Origin of the sequence: Gilliamella sp. B2772 (assembly GCF_026536985.1) — a bacterium.
GTDB lineage: Bacteria > Pseudomonadota > Gammaproteobacteria > Enterobacterales > Orbaceae > Gilliamella > Gilliamella apicola_E.
In genome coordinates this window covers 236607-256679 of record NZ_JAFNNB010000001.1, presented here as the reverse complement: position 1 = coordinate 256679, position 20073 = coordinate 236607, and the positions used below count along the sequence as shown (strand labels likewise).

Genomic DNA, 20073 nt, shown 5'->3' with positions numbered 1-20073 from the left:
TTCTTAATTAATTTGAATTCATTAAGTTATAAATATATTAAATACCAGAATCAGGGCAAGTGCTTGACCATAGTGATTTTGCTATAGCGCAAATATAGAAAAGATAAGCTACTCTCTTTCATCCAGACTTTAACTGTCGGCTTTGGAATCTCACCAAATCTGCTTGTCCTTAATAAAATCTATTTTATTAAGCGCTCGTGGGCTATACCACCGGTGGGGAATTACGCCCCGCCCTGAGAATTTTTTGTCAGTGAACTGACATCAAACACTATAATATAAATTAATAAAAAAAACACGTATATTTTAGGTGGATAAATAAATTGCCGCATAAAGCGGCAATTTTTGATGAGGCAATTAATGCATTCGAATTTCACGCAAATGCCGTTTCTCAGCGCGACGCATCCAAAGCCATGAAATAAAGCCAATGACACCAACAATTAATAAAATAATTGTCGCTAAGGCATTAACTTGAGGATCAACCCCCAATCGGACTTTAGAAAATACCAGTTTTGGTAACGTCATCGCACCAGGCCCTGTCACGAAATTAGCGATAACCACATCATCAAGTGATAAAGTAAATGCCAATAACCAACCAGATACAAGAGCTGGAGCAATCATAGGTAACGTTATAATGAAAAATACCTTTAATGGATTAGCACCCAAATCTAATGCCGCCTCTTCAATTGACCTATCTAACTCTCGTAATCTTGCGCTAATAACGACTGTCACATAAGCGGTACAAAATGTTGCATGAGCGAGCCAAATAGTAATTGCACCTCTTTGTGTTGGCCAACCAAGTACTTGTCCCATTCCAACAAATAACAATAGTAATGCCAAACCGGTTATTACATCTGGCATAACTAGTGGTGCCGTTGTCATAAACGAAAACAAATTAGAACCTCGGAATCGTCTATATCGTATTATGGCATAAGCAGCTAAGGTACCAAGTACAATTGCTAATGATGCAGCACCCGCAGCAATAGAAAGGCTCAATCCTACCGCTTTAAGTAAGGCTTCATTATGGATCAATTCAAAATACCATTTAGTTGAAAATTCAGACCAAACAGTTACAAGTCTTGAACTATTGAAAGAATAAACAATCAAAATGATCATCGGTATATATAAAAAGGAAAACACTAATAATAGAATTAATCCTTTTAAAAATTTACCTAGCAATGATATCGTTACAATAATTGTCAAAATAAGACTGAAGACAAAACATCCCACATATAAGCTACTACTACTTAATAAAGCAAAACCAGATGCTGAAATCAAAACCGATAGCACCAATGAACCTAAAAATGCGGAGATAAAAACAATCAATGCTGATCGCACGATTAATGGTAAATTATTCATTTATTTACCCCCCATTTGTCGGTTTTGGAATTTGTTAAAGTAATAGATAGGGACAATTAATATCAATAACATCACTGTTGCGACAGCTGATGCGGCTGGCCAATCGTGATTATTAAAGAATTCAGCCCATAGCTGAGTACCAATCATTAGACTATCTGAAGGCCCTAACAGTTCAGGGATTACATATTCCCCAACCGCCGGAATGAATACCAACATGGCTCCAGCAATAACACCATTTTTAGTTAATGGTACGATAATCCTAAAGAAGGTTTTGATTGGCTTACAGCCTAAATCTAATGCTGCTTCAATTAGGGTTGAGTCGACTTTACTTAATGATGTGTAAATTGGTAACACCACAAACGGTAAGTAAGAATATACAATACCGATATAAACAGCTAGATAAGTTTTCATAATGATTAGCGGTTGATCAATAACACCTAACCACATTAAGAAATGATTTAACAAACCATTAGGATTCAATATTCCAATCCACGCATAAACACGAATTAAAAATGATGTCCATGATGGTAATATAATCAACAATAATAAAATATTTCGAGTAGATGGTTTGCATTGCGATATAGCCCATGCTAATGGATAACCAATCAAAATACATAATAATGTCGAAATTGCAGCCACTTTCAATGACTGTAAATAGGAGTCTAGATAAATAGTATCAGCTAATAAATTAAGATAATTACCAAAATTTAAAACAATATTTACCAGCCCATCTTCATAACTAAAAAGTTCAGTATAAGGAGGAACGGCTATCGCCACTTCCGAAAAGCTGATTCTAAATACGATTAAAAATGGTAATAAAAAGAGTAACAGCATCCAAAAGTAAGGAATCGCGATAACTAACAAACGACCATATAATGTCATTAAGTCGGAATCATCACGTTGTTGTCGCATCTTTTTATAAGCATAATAGATAGCAACCAAACCGACTAATTCAAGTATATATAAAATACTACCAGCTATTATCAACCGATAAGCAAATTTAGATGGTTTATAATGCGCTAAATATGCACCTAAACATGATAATAAAAAGCTTAATACCATTGATGTAAATAACGCATCTAAAAAAAGATTGTCAAATGCATTTGTTGTTACAAAACGTAAATAAATACCGAGTAACACCAAGGCATTTAATAACAAACCCCATAAAATGGATCGCATCAATATATCCTCTTGTGTTTATTCAGTAAGTACAACACAACTATCGATTTCCCAACTAAGGTTGACAATATCACCCCAAGTAGGCATACCTTTACGATAGCGATGTTCGTTTTGTAGCTGTGCAATAATTATCTGACCACTTTGCAATTTTACGTGATAAATTGAAAGATCGCCTAAATAAGCAATTTCAACAACTTCACCTGTTGCAACGTTATAGGCATCCTCAGCAATTTCATCACAAAGTTTGATTTTTTCAGGTCTTAAGGCAACTTGAATTGGAACACCTTCGACAGCGGGTGAATCATAATCAACTTTTAAAGAGTGCTTAATCATAGGACAACTAATAATTAATCCATCTTCTAATGTTTCTTGTAAAATGCCATCAAACACATTTACTGAACCAATGAACTCAGCGCTATAACGACTATTTGGATGCTCGTAAATCTCTTCAGGCTCACCAATTTGCACAAATTGACCTTTGTTCATAATCGCGATGCGCCCTGCCATTGTCATCGCTTCTTCCTGATCATGGGTTACCATTACACAGGTCGCACCAACTTGTTCTAAAATGCTAACCACTTCAAGTTGCATACGATCACGAAGTTGTTTGTCCAAAGCGCCCATTGGTTCATCTAATAGTAGAAGTTTTGGTCTTTTTGCTAGACTTCTTGCTAAAGCAACTCGTTGTCTTTGACCACCAGATAATTGATGAGGTTTACGTTTACCAAATTGCTCCATATGCACAAGCGCTAACATCTCTTCTACACGCTGTTTAATGTCGCTTTTAGCTAATCTATCTTGTTTAAGACCAAAAGCAATATTTTGCTCAACCGTCATGTGAGGAAAAAGAGCATACGATTGAAACATCATATTAATTGGACGATTGTAAGGAGGAACTTGTGATAAATCCTTACCATCTAAAATAATTTGTCCGGATGTTGGTTGTTCAAACCCTGCAAGCATACGCAATAAGGTCGATTTACCACTACCTGATGCACCTAATAAGGCGAAAATTTCCCCATCATAAATGGTTAAATTTACATCATCGACGGCATAATAGTCGTCATTAAAAACTTTAGTTAAATTTTTGATCTCCAATAATGGAGTTATCATCTTTTTTTTAGGCTGTACCTGATTTGTTGTTTTATCGTTCACACTTTTTTCCTCATAACAACAAGCCAAAAAAAACGAGACGGAAAGGTTATTAAACCTCTCCGCCTAGAATATATAAGTCAATAATTTGACGTTCAAACGGTTATTTACCCGTTTTAAGTTTTGTCCATGTGCGAGTAATCACACGTTCGAGCTTAGGATCTTTTACTGTGAGGGTAAATAATTTTTCCATAACTTCTGGTTTTGGATAAACTGCAGGATCATTTTTCACTGCTGGTCTTACAAACTGATCGTTAGCCGCTTTATTTGCACTAGCAAAGTTAACATCATTAGTTACCTGTGCAGCAATTTCTGGAATCATAACGAAGTTTAAAAACTCGTGAGCTTCATCAGGATTAGCTGAATCTTTAGGAATAGCAAATGTATCAAAAAATACTAATGCACCTTCTTTAGGAATATGGTAGCCAATATGCACACCATTATTTGCTTCGTTAGCTCTGTCACGAGATTGTAATATATCACCTGACCAACCTAAAATTACACAAATATCACCGTTAGCTAAATCAGTTATATATTGTGATGAATGGAAATAACGAATATTTGGTCTTACTTTTTCTAACAACTCGTAAGCGGCACCGGTATAATCTTTCGCATCAGTACTGTTCGGATCTTTACCTAAATATTTAAGTGCACTCGCAAAGATTTCAGTTGGAGCATCTAAGTAAGCAACACCACAATCTTTAAGTTTTTCCATATTTTCAGGTTTAAAGACTAGATCCCAACTATCAACTGGAGCATTATCGCCAAGACGCTCTTTAACTTTATCAATGTTATAACCAATACCTGTCGTCATCCATACATAAGGAATTGCATATTTATTATCAGGATCATGGTTTGCCATTAATTTCATCAAATTAGGATCAAGATTTTTCCAATTTGGTAATTTACTTTTATCCAATGGCAGATAGATATCAGCTTTGATCTGTCTTGCTAAAAAACTATCAGAAGGTGAAACTACATCAAAGCCAGAATGACCGGCCATTAATTTACCTTCAAGTGCTTCATTAGAGTCATACACATCATAAACTAATTTGATACCAGTCGATTCTTGAAAATCAGTGATAGTATCGTTACCAATTTGACCTGCCCAATTATAAAAATGCACAACGCGATCTTTAGCTATAGCAGATTGAGATAATGCTAGTGAAACACCAGCTATGATTGAAAGAATTGTTTTACGTTGAGTAAACATGCTCACCACTTCTCCTCTAGTTAGGGATATTACATGTTAGACACAAGCCCATTGTGAAACACAACGGACCCCCAAATTTTACCATTATCTTAATTAACGGCGAAACCGAGGTAATCAGGCAATTACGAGTCATTAATTGAATTAATGAACAAGTAGAGCTAACCTTGCATTACGAGGGATAAAATACCTTTTTTTTTACAGATGTCTACATAAAAAATCAAATAAACTTAGATTAAGGACCGAATGACTATATTTTAATCAATCAGCCCTTTGTTAGCGAGCTATTAACAATTAATTAACGTTTTTTATTCGGCAGTGGCTTGCAAAACTTTTGAATCTGGTTGCCAAATTCTATATTTAACTGTTACATCGTTTGGTACATAAAATACCAATGGTAACTGACTGTTATAATTTAATAAACCTAAATTATGTCTGACTGTAACGAACTGGTTTTTGTTAGCACTTTCAGGGCAAGCCATCATGGTTGAAAGCGTTCCTTTAACTTCTTCAACTTCGTAATAAGAATATCCCCATCCTTTAAGCTCTTTTTCTTTAATTACCCCACCTAAATTATGTGCATTACAATCTACATTCATATCTTTACCAACTAATATTTCTACTTTTGCGTTAGCTTCATCTTTTAAGCTAGGAAGATGAATCACATATCGCGTAGCACCGACTTTAGCGTTAGGATATGGCGCGATTTCATTCAATTTTTGCGCAACTTGAGGGACTTTTTGTGTATTTGCACACGCTGATAATGTTACACCCATCAAAACTAACAACATTAATTTTTTCATTTTATATCTCCAAGAAAATTGTCTAATTGATACGACATCGTATGCTTTTCAAAACATAATGCGTATAATAACATTATCTAGATTAAAAAATATGAGGTAAAAATGCCAGCAGAAAAAAAAACCGATGATTTACTAAAGCTAATTTTAAATCTATTACTGATAGGTTTACTTATAACAGTAACTTATCGAGTGATAGAAGTATTTTTGTTTGGCTTTTTTTGGGCTGTTATGGTGGTTATTGCTACTTGGCCATTAATGATAAAAATCCAACAAAAGCTGTTTAATAAACGTTGGTTATCACTGTTAGTTATGGCATTAATATTGGCATTTGTTTGTGTCATTCCTTTTCTTCTCATCATTAGTAGTGTCGCTCAAAATGGGCATTACCTTATCGAATGGGTTAGAAACCTATCTCATAGAGAATTACCTACTTTTGACTGGTTAATAAACGTTCCTATGTTTGGTGAGGAGCTACACCAAAAATGGCTCGAAATTATTAAAACCGATGGGTCGGAATTAGTATCTGATATTCAACCCTATATTGGTACAATGATTGGCTGGCTATTAGAACAAGTCACCAATATTGGCGTTTTCATATTCCATGCTGGTGTGATGATTATATTTAGTTTATTGCTATTTCTTAAAGGTGAAAGCATTACTAAATATGTTTATGTTTTAGCTAATCGTTTATCTAAACAATATGGAACTACTACCGTTACATTAGCCGGTCAATCTATACGAGCAGTTGCATTAGGCGTGGTTGTCACCGCCATTACATTAGCTTTAATTGGTGGCTTAAGCTTTATTATTACCAAAATGCCATTTCCAGGCATATTAACCCTCATTTTATTCATCTGCTGTGTTGCTCAAATTGGACCAGTTATCGTAATGATTGGCTGTATTATTTGGCAATTTTGGGATGGTCATATCGTATCAGGTATTGTATTAATTGTAGTTGCCATCATATTAACTACCCTAGATAGCGTAATGCGAGCATATTTGATAAAAAAAGGGGCCGATCTACCTTTCTTACTTATACTTTTTGGTGTAATTGGAGGTATTCTGGCTTTTGGTATTATGGGACTATTTATTGGTCCAGTCGTTCTGGCATTAAGCTATAAAATTATTCAAACTTGGGTTAATGAACAATCTTAAATATTGAGTTAATAGACTGAATAAAAACAGATTAATTTAAACATAGGATAACCTATGAAAAATAGGAGTGTTATTTTCTGACATAAATTGTGATATTCTACACTTTGTGTCAGTTTTAATGATATTTAAATCATGCGAATACCATTTATTAAATACAACCATCAAAAGCATCTAAATGAATTAGCAAAACTTCAGCAAAATGCTGAGCAATATCATATTGTATACGATCCAACATCTTATCGAATTACATTGCTTGAGCATATCATGAAAGCTAAGCACCGTATCTACATTGTTGCACTTTATTTAGAAAAAGATGAAGCCGGCCGTGAGGTACTTGATGCACTTTATCAAGCAAAAACAGCGCACCCAGATTTAGATATCAAGATTTTTGTTGATTGGCATCGTGCTCAACGTGGACGAATAGGTGAAGATAAAGCCCAAACGAATGCACGGTATTACTATGATCTAAAACAGCAACATCCAAATATTGATATTCCTATTTATGGTGTCCCCGTTAATCGCCGTGAAGTACTTGGTGTACTGCACTTGAAAGGTTTGATCATAGATGACACCGTCATTTATAGTGGTGCGAGTATCAACAATGTATATTTACATAAACTGGATAAATACCGCTATGACAGATATCACTTTATAACCAATAAAGCGCTATCTGACACCATGGTCAATTACGTCAATGACAATTTCCTTTCTGCTGAAGGTGTGCAACGTTTAGATGTTAGTGAACATAAAACTCGCAAACAAATTAAACCAGAAATTAAAGCGTTACGTCAAAATCTTACCGACGCAAATTATCAATATGTGGCAGATACGGATAATGATACATTATCGGTCTCTCCAATAGTTGGTCTTGGGCGAAATAATCAGCTCAATAAGGTCATTCACCACTTAATAAATGTTACCGAACAAAAAATTATATTTTGTACTCCGTATTTCAATCTACCCAATATATTAGTGCGCGATATTATTCGTCTCCTAAGAAAAGGAAAACAAGTTGAGATCATTATTGGTGATAAAGTTGCTAACGACTTTTATATTCCAGAAGATCAGCCATTTAATATTTCCGGTGGGCTACCCTATTTATATGAAATCAACTTAAGACGCTTTGTTGAACGCCTTCAAAATTTCATAGACAAAGAACAGTTAATCATTAGGTTATGGAAAGATGGCGATCAAACCTATCATCTAAAAGGTATTTGGGTCGATGATAGTTGGATGATGATCACAGGTAATAATCTTAATCCTAGAGCATGGCGTTTAGATCTGGAAAATGCAATATTAATCCACGATCCAAAACACGAATTACAAAAACAAATCAAACAAGAACTCGTCGCAATTCGAGAAAAAACGACTTTAGTTACACATTTTCAACAAATTCAAGCTAGCCTGTTCTATCCCAAAAATGTACATAAATTAATTAAACGATTAAGCCGAATTCGGGTTGATAGAATTATTAAACGCTTATTATAATTAACAAAGTGATAATAAATAGCTACATTGTTACAAATAGCTTATATACAACTTAAATTTTATTTAGGTTCAACACCATTCTAGCATTTGAAGCACTAGTAGCAATAATATCAATGACACCAGAGCGAAGCGCACCTAAAATTGCTGTCGCTTTAGTGTTTTCTGATGCAATGGCAATAACACAAGGAATGTTACGTAGCTCATCAATACTTAAACCAATTACCCGATCATTCATGGTTGTATCAACAGGATTGCCATTTATATCAAAAAAACCATAACCTGCAATATCACCAACTACGCCTTGATTCAAAGTAGCATATGTGACTTCTTGCGGGGTAAACCAGCCTAACTGTACCATGTAACAGTTTTCATTCATATCACCAATACCAACTAAAGCAATATCAGCTTTACTAGCGCGTTCGATCGTATCTTTAATAACCCGATTTTGCATAAACGCACGTTTCAGTTCACGATTCTCAACATAAGCTGGTGCATACAAAGTTTCGCTACTTGCGCTAAATTTTCTCGCAAGGCTACGGCTGATATGATCGGCATCAATAATCTCTCCAACTCGCTGAGTACCACCAATACCACAGATAAATTTACATTGTTTTTCAGGAAAAACGCCTACATGACTAGCAATTGCAGCCACATTACGCCCCTGCCCAACCGCTACCGTCATACCATTTTTCAAAGTACTGGATAAATAATTTGAAACAAGTGCCGCCACTTGTCGTCGTTGCTCATCCTCATCTTGGTGATCTAAAGCAATTAACGCTCTTTTAATACCGAAATTATTAACGAATTGCTGCTCAATACGCGAGCTAAAAATCGGGTGATATTTGACATTAATCTCAACAATCCCCTCCGCTCTCGCTTTTTTTAGCAAACGCCCTACTTTAATACGTGAAAGACCAAATCTCTTGGCAATCTCTTCTTGCGTTTGTTCATACTCATAGTAGGCAACGGCAATTTCAGTAAGTAGTTCTGACTCTTGTTTATCTTCAAATATATCCATTAGGCTTGCCTTTCATTATTAGCTTAGCTGATTGTTAATATATTACAAAAACCGCTAGCTTGCCATTCTCCATGTTGAATAAATGATTTCGCAATGTTTGGCTTGTCGATTAATAATATTTGATTTTCGAAATTTATACTATCTTTATCAAGCCAAATTAGGTGATTAAAATTATTATCATTTTAATCAATACAAAACATAATTTAGCATATATATTTTTTCTTCATTAGGATGTAAATAGATCTTGTTCGGTAATGGCAAATTGGTTGATGAGCTATTATGACTTAGCTAACTTGTATTTTATATAAATAGAATAAAGCTACCTTCATTTATATAACAGCGGCTTGAGCTTAGAAATAATTTTTCTTTAGCACTCTCACCATTATATACAAATGGAGTAAAGTTAGATTTTAATAAAAAAATTCGCTTTTTTAAGTTCAAAAACCCCGTTCCTCAACTTTTTTTCATACTAAAAAGGTTATCATACAGATTAATTAAACCCATGCGATAATTATCACATGGGCCTATATCTAATTGAATTTATGCGTTCTTACCAAGTTTCTTTACAAACTTCAAACGTTACTGAGAAAGGTGCACTAGGCCAAGGATTGTTATAAGCTTTAAAAATTCCACCATTTAACATAAATACAGCACGATGTACTTTTCCTTGCAGCTCCATAGTAAAATCAGAAACCCATGCAAGCCGTTGGTTAGTACCAGTAATTATTGCACTGGATGTAGGAAAATCAGATTTAGGATAATAATCAATAGCTAGCTGTCCCCATTCACCGTTTAAACCACCATTCATTTTTCTGGTCATCGCATTTCCGGTTTCTCTAAAACTTGCGTTAGTATTTGGGTTGGTTGCTTGAGGCGTATTAACCCAGTCAGTAAGCGTTAATTGATTTTGAATTCCTCCACAAAGATCATCTGAATATGTTAATGTCTGTTTTCCGGGTTTTGCCCAGAAATTTAAATCACTCCAAAATACAATCATATCAGATTGCCCGGTTGCATCTTTAGGCCATGCAAAAATTTGGATGGTTCTTTTTTTAGGTTTGCCATTAAAAGTTACAATACCAAGTTTATCAATTGAGATATTATTATCATCTGTTGAAAACAGATAATCTTGTTGTTCATTACTCATCCAAAGTTGGAATGATGCTCCTTTAAATGCAGTATGAGGAAAACGATTATTATGCCCAGCACTGGTATTAAGTAAAAATCCTAATTCTGGATGCCACTCATTTTTATTATAACCACCTCCATGTTTTGGATTAGGTGTAGGATCTATTGATGCTCCCCAACCATAACCACTAGGAGTGTCATTATTATATTGAGTCCAAGACCATATATTTTTATCCATGGTTGGATAAGTCCGAGCATAACACACTTGATTAATTTTGGATTTAAAATAATATGTTTTAAAAACATCGTTATAAATATGTTCTGACTCATTTGGCAGACCATATTCTGTTTGCACTTTTATATTCTTAATTGAAAGCTCTAATTTATAAGGTGCCTTGCAGGGATCTATTTTTTTAGTTAACTCATTTTCAGGTACTTTTTTATATTCCCCTAGCCCATTTTTATTACCACCAGGAACACTATAATACCAAGTAGCCGTTAATACGCCATCAGGAATACCTGTATCTCCATCTTCATCAAAAATACTGATATTGAGATTATTGGCGATATCCATCAAATTAACATCGTGACCATTGGCCTCAATAACTTTTTTTACTTCATGTGAACTCTCTTTTCCTTGAATTACCCAACTTATTTGGCTAAGAGTGGTATCCGGTTCCAATTTAAAATCGTTAATATCACTTTCTGAAGTGCGTAACCGACCATCAGGCATACTAACAACACTCAATTTTTCCTTAAAGCCGGTTGAATCAACCATTTCATCATTGACCGCTATCATTGGTGAATTACCATGAATCAATTGAGTCGTTGAGACGGGTAGTAATGCATTAATATTATTAACTAATGACAATAGTAAAATGCCCAATAAATAGTTTTGTTTATTTTTTAATACTTTATTGCCTAATATAGAAATTGAATTAAAGTATCCACTTTTTAATATTGCTAACCAGTTCAAGGTAAATCTCCTTTTTATTAACATGCTGTTGCAAATAAATATAAAAACACTCCTTTATATGTCCACTTTTGATACACTACCTCAAACAGCTAAACCGAATATAACTCATACAGTTTGTTATTATGAAATTGTTCTTTAAAGATCAGACATTAAAGCTATTAAATTTTAAAACGATCAAATTATTGATCGAAATTATCGATCAATCAATAATAATTTAATCAAATTAATCTATTGAATATGCAAGTTAAATTTCTGAAGTATGAAATATGATAAAAGTTGATTTAATATACAATTTCATATAAAGACTATATTTATATGATTAATATTAATTAATAAGAAATTTTTATAATAAAATTATGTGTTAATAAAAAATTAGAAAATTTTTAAGAATGGTTAAGAAAGAATAATTTTAACTATTTGATCAATAGACTAAATAAAAGATAATTTTTAGTTAATCAAAGATCATTTTGCAAATATCGATAAAAAATAATTTCAAATAGAGTTAATTAATTAAAAACGATTAATTAAATAAATATAGAAGAGTTATTAGAATTTTAAATCAGTTGTATTATGGGTTAAATAAACAGTTTTACCAAGTAGCTATGAAGTATAGCTACTTGGTGAGAATTAAATATTAAAAATTAATTTCTGTTCCAATAAAGTAACGACGCCCTTCTAATGTTTTACCAAAGTCATCGTTTGAAACATCTTTGTCAAACAAGTTATAAACGCCACCATATACTTTAGCATTTTTATTTATTTGGAAAGACGCACCGACATCCCAGAAGGTATAGCCTGGATATTCAATTTTCTTACCACTGCGATCTGTGGTAGTTTCTACCCCGTAATAAGCAACCTTAGTCCATAAATCCAACTCTTGAGTGAGATTCCAATCAAGTTGAGTATTGAATTTTTGTTTTGGTGTACGGTTTAATGGTTTACCTTTATTTTTACCCGTTTTTTGCTCTGTCTCAGTCCATGAATAGTTAGAGCTTAACAAGAAATCAGTAAATAATGGCGTTTTAAATGTAAGCTCAATACCTTTAAGGTCTGCTTTATCTACATTTTCTCGCCCTTGAATAAAATCAAATTCTTTATTGAAGTTTTTATATTTACATGTTCTATTTGGAATCTTTCTAGTATCACATATATAGTAGGACTGAATTTTATCTTTATACTTTGTATAAAAGGCTGTTGCTGAAGCATCAATACCATAATCATTGGTATAAGCCAAACCAATTTCAAAATTATCTGATTTTTCTGGTTTTAAATCTGGGTTACCAACAACTACACCATTGGAAAATCCACCACCTGTTACTTGTCCCCAATCAGAAACAACTTGACGTAATTGTGGCGTTGCAAAACCGGTAGAATACCCCCCCTTCAAAGTAAAGTTATCATCGATATTCCAGACACTATAAATTCTTGGATTCCAATTACTACCATAATTTTCATCTTTGTTGTAACGTAAACCGGCAGTTATATTCCAATTATCGAAAATGCTTATCTCATCCTCTGCATATAGTGCATAATTCCAGCGGTCAATTTTGGTTATATTACTAGTAAGTTCATTACCTTTATCATGCAATTCTTGATAATTATATTTACCACCCACCGTTAACATGTTAATCGAAAATGGTATTGTTGCATGTGTATCAACATCAGTATTCTTGATTTTCATTTGTCTTGCAGGATTATTATTCTCTTCATAGGCAATAAACGAAGTTGTTGAAACATCGCCAAACATACCATTATGAGTCAATGCAAAAGTATTTCTCGCATTATCTCGCTTATAATCATCCTTTCTGCTTTTATCTCTAGTTTTACCTCTAGTTGAAGTACTATTTTGTAAAGAACGACCAAAATCAAAATCAAATTTTTGGGTATCAGTAGCATTAAGCGATATTTTACCGTTTAAGCTTCTTAATTTTTGGCCTGAATGACCATACAAGAATCTATCTTCGTGTCGATTTGTATATTGACCATACAATTGAATCCCTAAAATATCATCAATAATTGGTCCCATAGTTGAAAAACTACCTACATAGGTATTTTTTTCATCTGAACGATAAGGCATGATTGATTCAACTCGAATACCGCTATGCCATTTATTTGAAACTTTCTTAGTAATGATATTGACGACCCCACCCATAGCATCTGAACCATATAGCGATGACATTGGTCCTCGGACAACTTCAATACGATCTATAGCAGTTAAAGGCGGTAGCCAGCCTTGTTCAAAACCAGAATTATCACTATTAGGTCTGGTTTCACGAGTGCTAACTTTTTTACCATCAATTAATAATAAAGTATATTTGGCATCCATACCACGAATACTAATATCAGTTGAATCACCGCCACCAGTTATCGTGATCCCAGGAATATCCTTAAGCGCATCAGTCACATCACGATAAGGTTTTTTGCTGATTTCCTCTGGCGTGATTACCGAAATTGTTGCTGGAGCTTCTTTAATTTGTTGAGAAAATCCTGATGCTGTCACCACCATAGTATCAGTATTTTTATCAGTGTCTGCTATCGCTAAACCAGATAATGATAATAAAATACTTGTATTTATGACATGTGTTGCCAGTTTAATTTTAGTATTCATGTTTTATAACCTTATTATTTATATTGATATTTTGCAAAGCAAGCCGTGCGTTACAATAACCTACATGAGAATAATTATCAATAACTTTTCGATAATAATTATCAATATCTTTACGAAAAATTATTTATATCTAGACATTTCACATCATTTAAATAATAATGGTTATCATTTTCATTAAAGCAAAAGGTATCAATATGAATAAAAAAATATTATTAAGCACTCTAATAGCTTTTACTTTAGGGTTATCAGGTTGCCAATCATCAATCACTGTGAATCCAGATAATAAACAAACCGTTGTTGTTCCTAAATCACCAAGTAAAGTGGTAGTAATGAACTATGGTGCTTTAGATACCTTAGATGCATTAGGTAAAGGTTCTATTGTTGTAGGAACACCTCTTTCCGTTCTTCCTTCTTATCTTGAACAATATAAAAGTGTCTCTGATACAGGTAGTATGAAAGAACCAAGCATCGATGCAATTAAACAAGTTAAACCGCAACTCATCGTTATTGATGGTCGTCAAGCTAGTCGAACTGAAGAATTATCGAAAATTGCACCAGTAATTAATTTAAGTGTTGACGCGAAGAATTATCTTGAATCAACTAAAAATCATATCAATGTTCTAGCAGATATAACTGGAACTGAAAAGAAAGCTGAAGATTTGATTCAATTGCTTGATACAAAAGTGACCAACGCACAAGCTGTTGCACAAGCGAGTCACAAAAAAGCAATAGTTGCTATTCATAATGATGGAAAAATGATTCTTATTAATGGCAGTTCAAGCGCAGCATTAATTCATGATGTGTTGAAAGTAAAACGGGCTGTACCATTAACACCACAGCCTAGTGGCAAACCAAAACCGACCTTTATTGATAACAGCTATATTAGTAAAGTAAAACCTGATATTGTTTATGTCGTTGACCGAAGTAAAGCTATTGGTCAATCAGCAATGAAAAACGACTTTTTAAATCCAAAAGTATTAGCGAAAAGTAAAACTGAGGTTATCTATTTAACACCCGATCTTTGGTACTTATCGGGTGGTGGTGTCGAAAGTTTGGATCGTCAAATTGATGAAGTCATTAATGCATTGAAATAATTTTTTATCATAATGTAGGCCCTTATTTCAGTAAGGGCTTGTTTCTCGTTTCTCTCCATATTCATCACTGCAAATTAAAAATTTTTATTTCGACTAATTTAATTATGTTAGAATGCTCACCTATTATTTTAATCTAAATGAATAAACTTTTAGATTCTCGATAACTACCTCAATAAATTTTAAATTACTATGAATATGTCATCCCCTACTATTGGATTTGTGAGCCTTGGTTGTCCTAAAAATTTAGTTGACTCTGAGCGAATTTTAACTGAACTACGTACTCAAGGCTATCAAGTAGTGCCAAGTTACGACAATGCTGATTTGGTTATTGTTAATACTTGTGGCTTTATTGATAGTGCTATACAAGAATCATTAGAGGCCATCGGTGAAGCCCTTAATGAAAATGGTAAAGTTATTGTGACAGGTTGTCTTGGTGCGAATGAAGATCAGATACGTAATGTTCATCCTAAAGTCTTAGAAATATCAGGACCTCATAGTTACGAAGCTGTACTTGAACATGTTAATAAATATGCGCCAAAACCTAGCTACAATCCATTTACAAGCCTTGTACCAGAGCAAGGAGTAAAATTAACACCTAAACATTATGCTTATTTAAAAATTTCTGAAGGTTGTAACCATAGCTGTACATTTTGTATTATCCCATCATTACGTGGTGAGATGGTTAGTCGTCCTATCGGTAATGTTCTTGATGAGGCAAAACGTTTAGTCGATAGTGGCGTAAAAGAGCTTTTAGTTATCGCACAAGATACCTCTGCTTACGGTATCGATGTAAAAAATCGTACAAACTTTTGGAATGGTATGCCATTAAAAACTGATATTCATACCCTTTGCGAGCAATTATCTACCCTTGGTATTTGGGTGCGTCTACATTATATGTACCCTTATCCAAGTGTCGACAATTTGATTCCATTAATGGCTGAAGGAAAAATATTACCTTATCTAGATGTCCCTTTACAACATGCTAGCCCTAGCGTTTTAAAATCAATGAAACGCCCAGGCACAATTGAAAGAACCTTAGAGCGAATTCATCATTGGCGTGAGATTTGCCCTGAAATTACCTTACGTTCAACGTTTATTGTTGGCTACCCTGGTGAAACTGAGAAAGATTTCGAACTATTACTCGACTTTTTATCTCAAGCGCAATTAGACCGTGTTGGTTGTTTCCCTTATAGCCCAGTGGAAGGTGCTGCTGCAAATCAATTAGCTGATCAAATACCAGAAGAAATAAAGCAAGAACGCTTCCACCGTTTTATGCAATTACAACAATCGATTTCAACACAGAAACTTAAAAATAAAATAGGTAAAACATTATCTGTATTGATTGATGAAGTTGATGAAGAAGGTGCTATTGGGCGAAGCATGGCCGATGCGCCAGAAATAGATGGTGTTGTCTATCTAAATGGAGAAAAAGATGTTAAAGTCGGCGATATTGTTCAAGTAAATATTGAACATTCAGATGAATATGATTTATGGGGTACTGTAAAACAGTAAATAAATCCAATGAAGCAACATTATCGACACGAAATAAAAAACTTAGTTACGTTGGCAATCCCTGTCATGATTGCACAGATATCTCAAACCGCGATCACGTTTGTTGATACCATTATGGCAGGTAACTACAGCAAAACAGCACTATCGGGTGTAGCCATAGCTGTATCAATTTGGTTGCCTACTATTTTATTTGGACAAGGCTTATTAACGGTATTAACACCGATAATTTCCAATTTAAATGGTGCGGCTAAACGTGAACAAGTTGCTGATCAGACTCGTCAAGGTGTTGTGATTGCTTTAATCTTATCCATAATCATGATGCTAGTTTTGTACAATTCGGACAAAATAATTAGCTTTAGAAGCTCAGCTGACCATCCAATCGATCCAGAAATGGTTGATGTAGCGGTATCATTTTTACGCTCAATTATGTGGGGTGTACCTGCTTTCTTGCTATTTTTAGTTTATCGTAATCAATGTGAAGGTTTATCTAACACAAAGCCTGCTATGGTGATTATATTTATTGCATTACTTGCTAATATCCCCATTAATTATGTTTTAATTTACGGTAAATTAGGATTGCCAGCATTTGGTGGTGTAGGTTGTGGTATTACCGCAGCAATAATCTTTTGGTTAATGTTTGCTTTGATTCGTATCTATACATTAACGACAACTACTCAACGGGATATTCGTAAAACACCACTAACAAAACTGATTGATTTTGCTATCATCAAAAAAATAGTTGTATTAGGTACTCCCCTTGCTTTGGCCTATTTTTTTGAAATGAGCTTGTTCGCGGTAGTTGCATTACTTATTGCACCACTTGGTCAAATAACTGTTGCTGCACATCAAATTATCTTCACGATTAGCAGTTTAACGTTTGCAATACCTTTATCTTTAGGGGTAGCAACTAGTATTAGAGTTGGTTACCTATTAGGTAAAAACAAACCCATATTGGCCAAACAAACAGCTTATGTAAGTTTAGCCATATCATTCATGATAGCCGTAGCGGTAGCATTAATTCTGGTGATATTCAGATCACCAATTATTAACATATTTACCCATGAGATTGATGTTATCACTATTTGCCTACAACTTATTATTCTACTCGCTATCTATCAAGTATCTGATTACTTGCAAGTTGTAGCAAGCAATGTATTACGTGGTTATAAAGATACTAAAAGTATATTTTTTATTACGCTTATCTCTTATTGGGTAGTAGGGTTACCAATTGGATATATCTTAGGATTAACCGATCTTGTCATAAAGCCAATTGGTGCTGCCGGTTTTTGGATAGGAATTATTTTAGGACTAGCTGTAGCAGCGTTCTTACTTATCGGTAGAATGATCTACATTCAAAAACAACCGCAAGATATTATACTGAAAAGAGCTTCACGATAATAAAAATTTCTCGCCAAACTTATCAATAAACAGAGTAAGTTTGGCTATATTTTATCTAAAATTGTTAATATCTATACTTAATCTAACTTAATAAATATAAAAGTCATAAAAGAAACTAAATTGTAAATAAATTTATATTGCTTAAAATTTAATTACTTATATAATTTTGACCTCTTCAATGGATTGTTATTAATATAAATTTGTAATGTTAAAAAAAGAATTACTATCGCATGTTATTTGTATTTGTCTTTCAGTAGTATTGGTTTACTTATTAGGTTACCCGCTAAGATTTGATAGGATACTTCTTACTTATTTTTCTCTAATTTTTTTAGCTAGATTCACTTTTTTCCGTTTCTTATTCGGATTAACATTCGTCATAGCTGCACTTTATTTTCCAATAGGATTTTACTATGGATATCCCAATGTTGCTGTAGTCAGTGCCATATCAGAAACTGATATCGATGAAATGCAAGAATTCTGTTCGCAATTACCTCTCTATTTTTATTTAATACCATTCCTATTAGTAATTTTCTTTATTCTTTTTTTTTAAAAGTTTAGATTTCCTAAAATAAAAAATTATTATGTTATTGCACTAGCATTAATGATTTGTTTTTATAAACCGGTTAAAAGTGCCATCAAATATCAGCCAACTACTTTATCTTCGATAACAACTTTAATAATAGATAATTTCAAATATCCCGCATTTGAGTTTTGCTTCGATTTATATTCAAGTGCAAAAATATATCAGACTGAAAAGGCTGAACAACTTAGACAAATACAACAACCCAATACAATACCCATTGTTTCTGTCAATCCTAAACATAAAACCTATGTTGTTATCATTGGTGAAAGTGTTCGTAAAGATTACATGAGTGCTTATGGCTTTAAATATGATAATACTCCTTTCACCAATAAAAATGCTTCAGTGATTTGGGATGGATTAATTGCTCCTGCATCAAATACCCAATCCTCAATTCCACATTTAATTAGTCAGTCTAGCTATTTAGATGATAATGAAGTCAATGCTCAATTAAATAATAATATTATTGCTATTGCTAATGATGCTGGATTTGAAACCTATTGGCTATCTAATCAAGGAAAACTAGGTAGAATGGAAATAACTGTACCAAGAATTTCCGCTTATAGTAAAAATATCTTTTACACTAAAAAAGGTGAGTACAATGGTAAATCAACTCGTGGTAAATATGATACTTTACTACTACCAGAATTAGATTCCTTATTATCTAAAAAACAAGATAAACCAAAACTCATTGTTATGCATTTAATTGGTTCACATCCTCATTTTTGTAAAAGATTACAATTTGATATTCAGTTCGATCTCAAAAACGAGAATATATCTTGTTATGTCAGTAGCATTAAAGAAACCGATGACTTAATAAAATCTACGATTGATATATTGAAAAAACACAATGAAGACTACTCTGTAGTCTACTTTGCCGATCATGGGCTTTCTCACGCTGAGAAATATCAAGATTTAAGACATAATTGGGAATACCAAAATAGTTATCAAGTGCCATTAATATTTTTTGATTCATCAGAAAAGAATCAAATTAAAATCAATAAACAAATTACCGGGTATCAATTCGTATATCTACTAAGTCATTGGATGGGGATTGATTTAAACGTTCACCATGATTATATGCAATATAATCTGATTGATATCCCCGAACAAAAAGATATTCAAATTAAAGATTGGAAAAATAAGTTATATCCATTTGATAATTTGAAGAAAGATCCTAATCCCTATTAATCATTGACGTTTCCTGATTAAGATTAATTCACCATCACTAAATTAATAGTGATGGTTTTTCAAAATTTGTTGAATCAAAAATAATAATTATTGTCTACAAAATGGATAAATTCTAGCTATTATTCAAAGCAAATATCATCACCAATATTTAAATCAAGAAAAAAGGCAAAAAATATAAAATAGAAATATAAAAAAACTTCGCTAAAGTTATTAGCGAAGTTTTAT

At 33.4% G+C, this 20073-nt stretch carries 13 protein-coding genes, 1 pseudogene and 1 riboswitch; of the genes and pseudogenes, 6 read left to right on the top strand and 8 right to left on the bottom strand.

Annotated elements, in window-relative coordinates; all coding sequences use genetic code 11:
- Positions 1–106: 106 nt before the first annotated feature.
- A riboswitch (FMN riboswitch) is annotated at positions 107–245 on the bottom strand.
- Positions 246–354: 109 nt separating this feature from the next.
- The 5 genes and pseudogenes from J3T98_RS01135 to eco form a co-directional block, all read right to left on the bottom strand.
- Positions 355–1113 carry an ABC transporter permease subunit gene (locus tag J3T98_RS01135; RefSeq protein ID WP_416380611.1) on the bottom strand — a complete coding sequence of 253 codons (759 nt, stop codon included), beginning with the start codon at positions 1111–1113 and terminating at the stop codon, positions 355–357.
- 243 nt (positions 1114–1356) lie between these two features.
- Positions 1357–2229 (bottom strand): annotated as a pseudogene (potH, locus tag J3T98_RS01130) (putrescine ABC transporter permease PotH); the annotation flags it as partial.
- A gap of 324 nt (positions 2230–2553) precedes the next feature.
- The gene (gene potG / locus J3T98_RS01125; RefSeq protein WP_081299544.1) at positions 2554–3690 is read right to left on the bottom strand and encodes a putrescine ABC transporter ATP-binding subunit PotG; all 1137 of its coding nucleotides are present in this window, start codon (positions 3688–3690) and stop codon (positions 2554–2556) included.
- A gap of 100 nt (positions 3691–3790) precedes the next feature.
- The gene (locus tag J3T98_RS01120; protein ID WP_220226203.1) at positions 3791–4900 is read right to left on the bottom strand and encodes an extracellular solute-binding protein; all 1110 of its coding nucleotides are present in this window, start codon (positions 4898–4900) and stop codon (positions 3791–3793) included.
- Between the two features lie 305 nt (positions 4901–5205).
- The gene (gene eco, locus J3T98_RS01115; protein ID WP_267361926.1) at positions 5206–5700 is read right to left on the bottom strand and encodes a serine protease inhibitor ecotin; all 495 of its coding nucleotides are present in this window, start codon (positions 5698–5700) and stop codon (positions 5206–5208) included.
- Positions 5701–5802: 102 nt separating this feature from the next.
- Between eco and ydiK the strand changes: the two genes are divergently transcribed.
- On the top strand, positions 5803–6855 hold the full coding sequence (ydiK, locus tag J3T98_RS01110; protein WP_065734485.1) for an AI-2E family transporter YdiK: 1053 nt from the start codon (positions 5803–5805) through the stop codon (positions 6853–6855).
- Positions 6856–6987: 132 nt separating this feature from the next.
- Positions 6988–8343, top strand: a complete 1356-nt coding sequence (gene pssA / locus J3T98_RS01105) for a CDP-diacylglycerol--serine O-phosphatidyltransferase (RefSeq protein WP_267361925.1) — start codon at positions 6988–6990, stop codon at positions 8341–8343.
- A gap of 52 nt (positions 8344–8395) precedes the next feature.
- Here the strand turns inward: pssA and J3T98_RS01100 are convergent, their stop codons facing one another.
- From J3T98_RS01100 to J3T98_RS01090, 3 genes are all read right to left on the bottom strand, one after another.
- Complete coding sequence (locus J3T98_RS01100) at positions 8396–9361, bottom strand: sugar-binding transcriptional regulator (RefSeq protein ID WP_065563273.1); 966 nt, start codon at positions 9359–9361, stop codon at positions 8396–8398.
- A gap of 550 nt (positions 9362–9911) precedes the next feature.
- Positions 9912–11465 (bottom strand): hypothetical protein, encoded by a 1554-nt coding sequence (locus J3T98_RS01095; protein WP_267361924.1) that lies wholly within the window; start codon positions 11463–11465, stop codon positions 9912–9914.
- 634 nt (positions 11466–12099) lie between these two features.
- A complete protein-coding gene (locus J3T98_RS01090) occupies positions 12100–14073 on the bottom strand; it encodes a TonB-dependent receptor domain-containing protein (protein ID WP_267361923.1) in 1974 nt (657 codons plus the stop codon).
- Between the two features lie 194 nt (positions 14074–14267).
- On the opposite strand from J3T98_RS01090, the gene J3T98_RS01085 reads away from it, so the two are divergent.
- From J3T98_RS01085 to J3T98_RS01070, 4 genes are all read left to right on the top strand, one after another.
- Positions 14268–15167, top strand: a complete 900-nt coding sequence (locus tag J3T98_RS01085) for a siderophore ABC transporter substrate-binding protein (RefSeq protein WP_065734490.1) — start codon at positions 14268–14270, stop codon at positions 15165–15167.
- Between the two features lie 195 nt (positions 15168–15362).
- Positions 15363–16679: a 30S ribosomal protein S12 methylthiotransferase RimO gene (gene rimO, locus J3T98_RS01080; protein WP_416380610.1), complete on the top strand. Its 1317-nt coding sequence runs from the start codon at positions 15363–15365 to the stop codon at positions 16677–16679.
- 9 nt (positions 16680–16688) lie between these two features.
- Positions 16689–18077, top strand: coding sequence for an MATE family efflux transporter (locus tag J3T98_RS01075; RefSeq protein WP_267361921.1), 1389 nt, complete (start codon positions 16689–16691; stop codon positions 18075–18077).
- A 601-nt stretch (positions 18078–18678) separates the two neighbouring features.
- Positions 18679–19848, top strand: coding sequence for a phosphoethanolamine transferase (locus tag J3T98_RS01070; RefSeq protein WP_267361920.1), 1170 nt, complete (start codon positions 18679–18681; stop codon positions 19846–19848).
- Positions 19849–20073 lie beyond the last annotated feature (225 nt).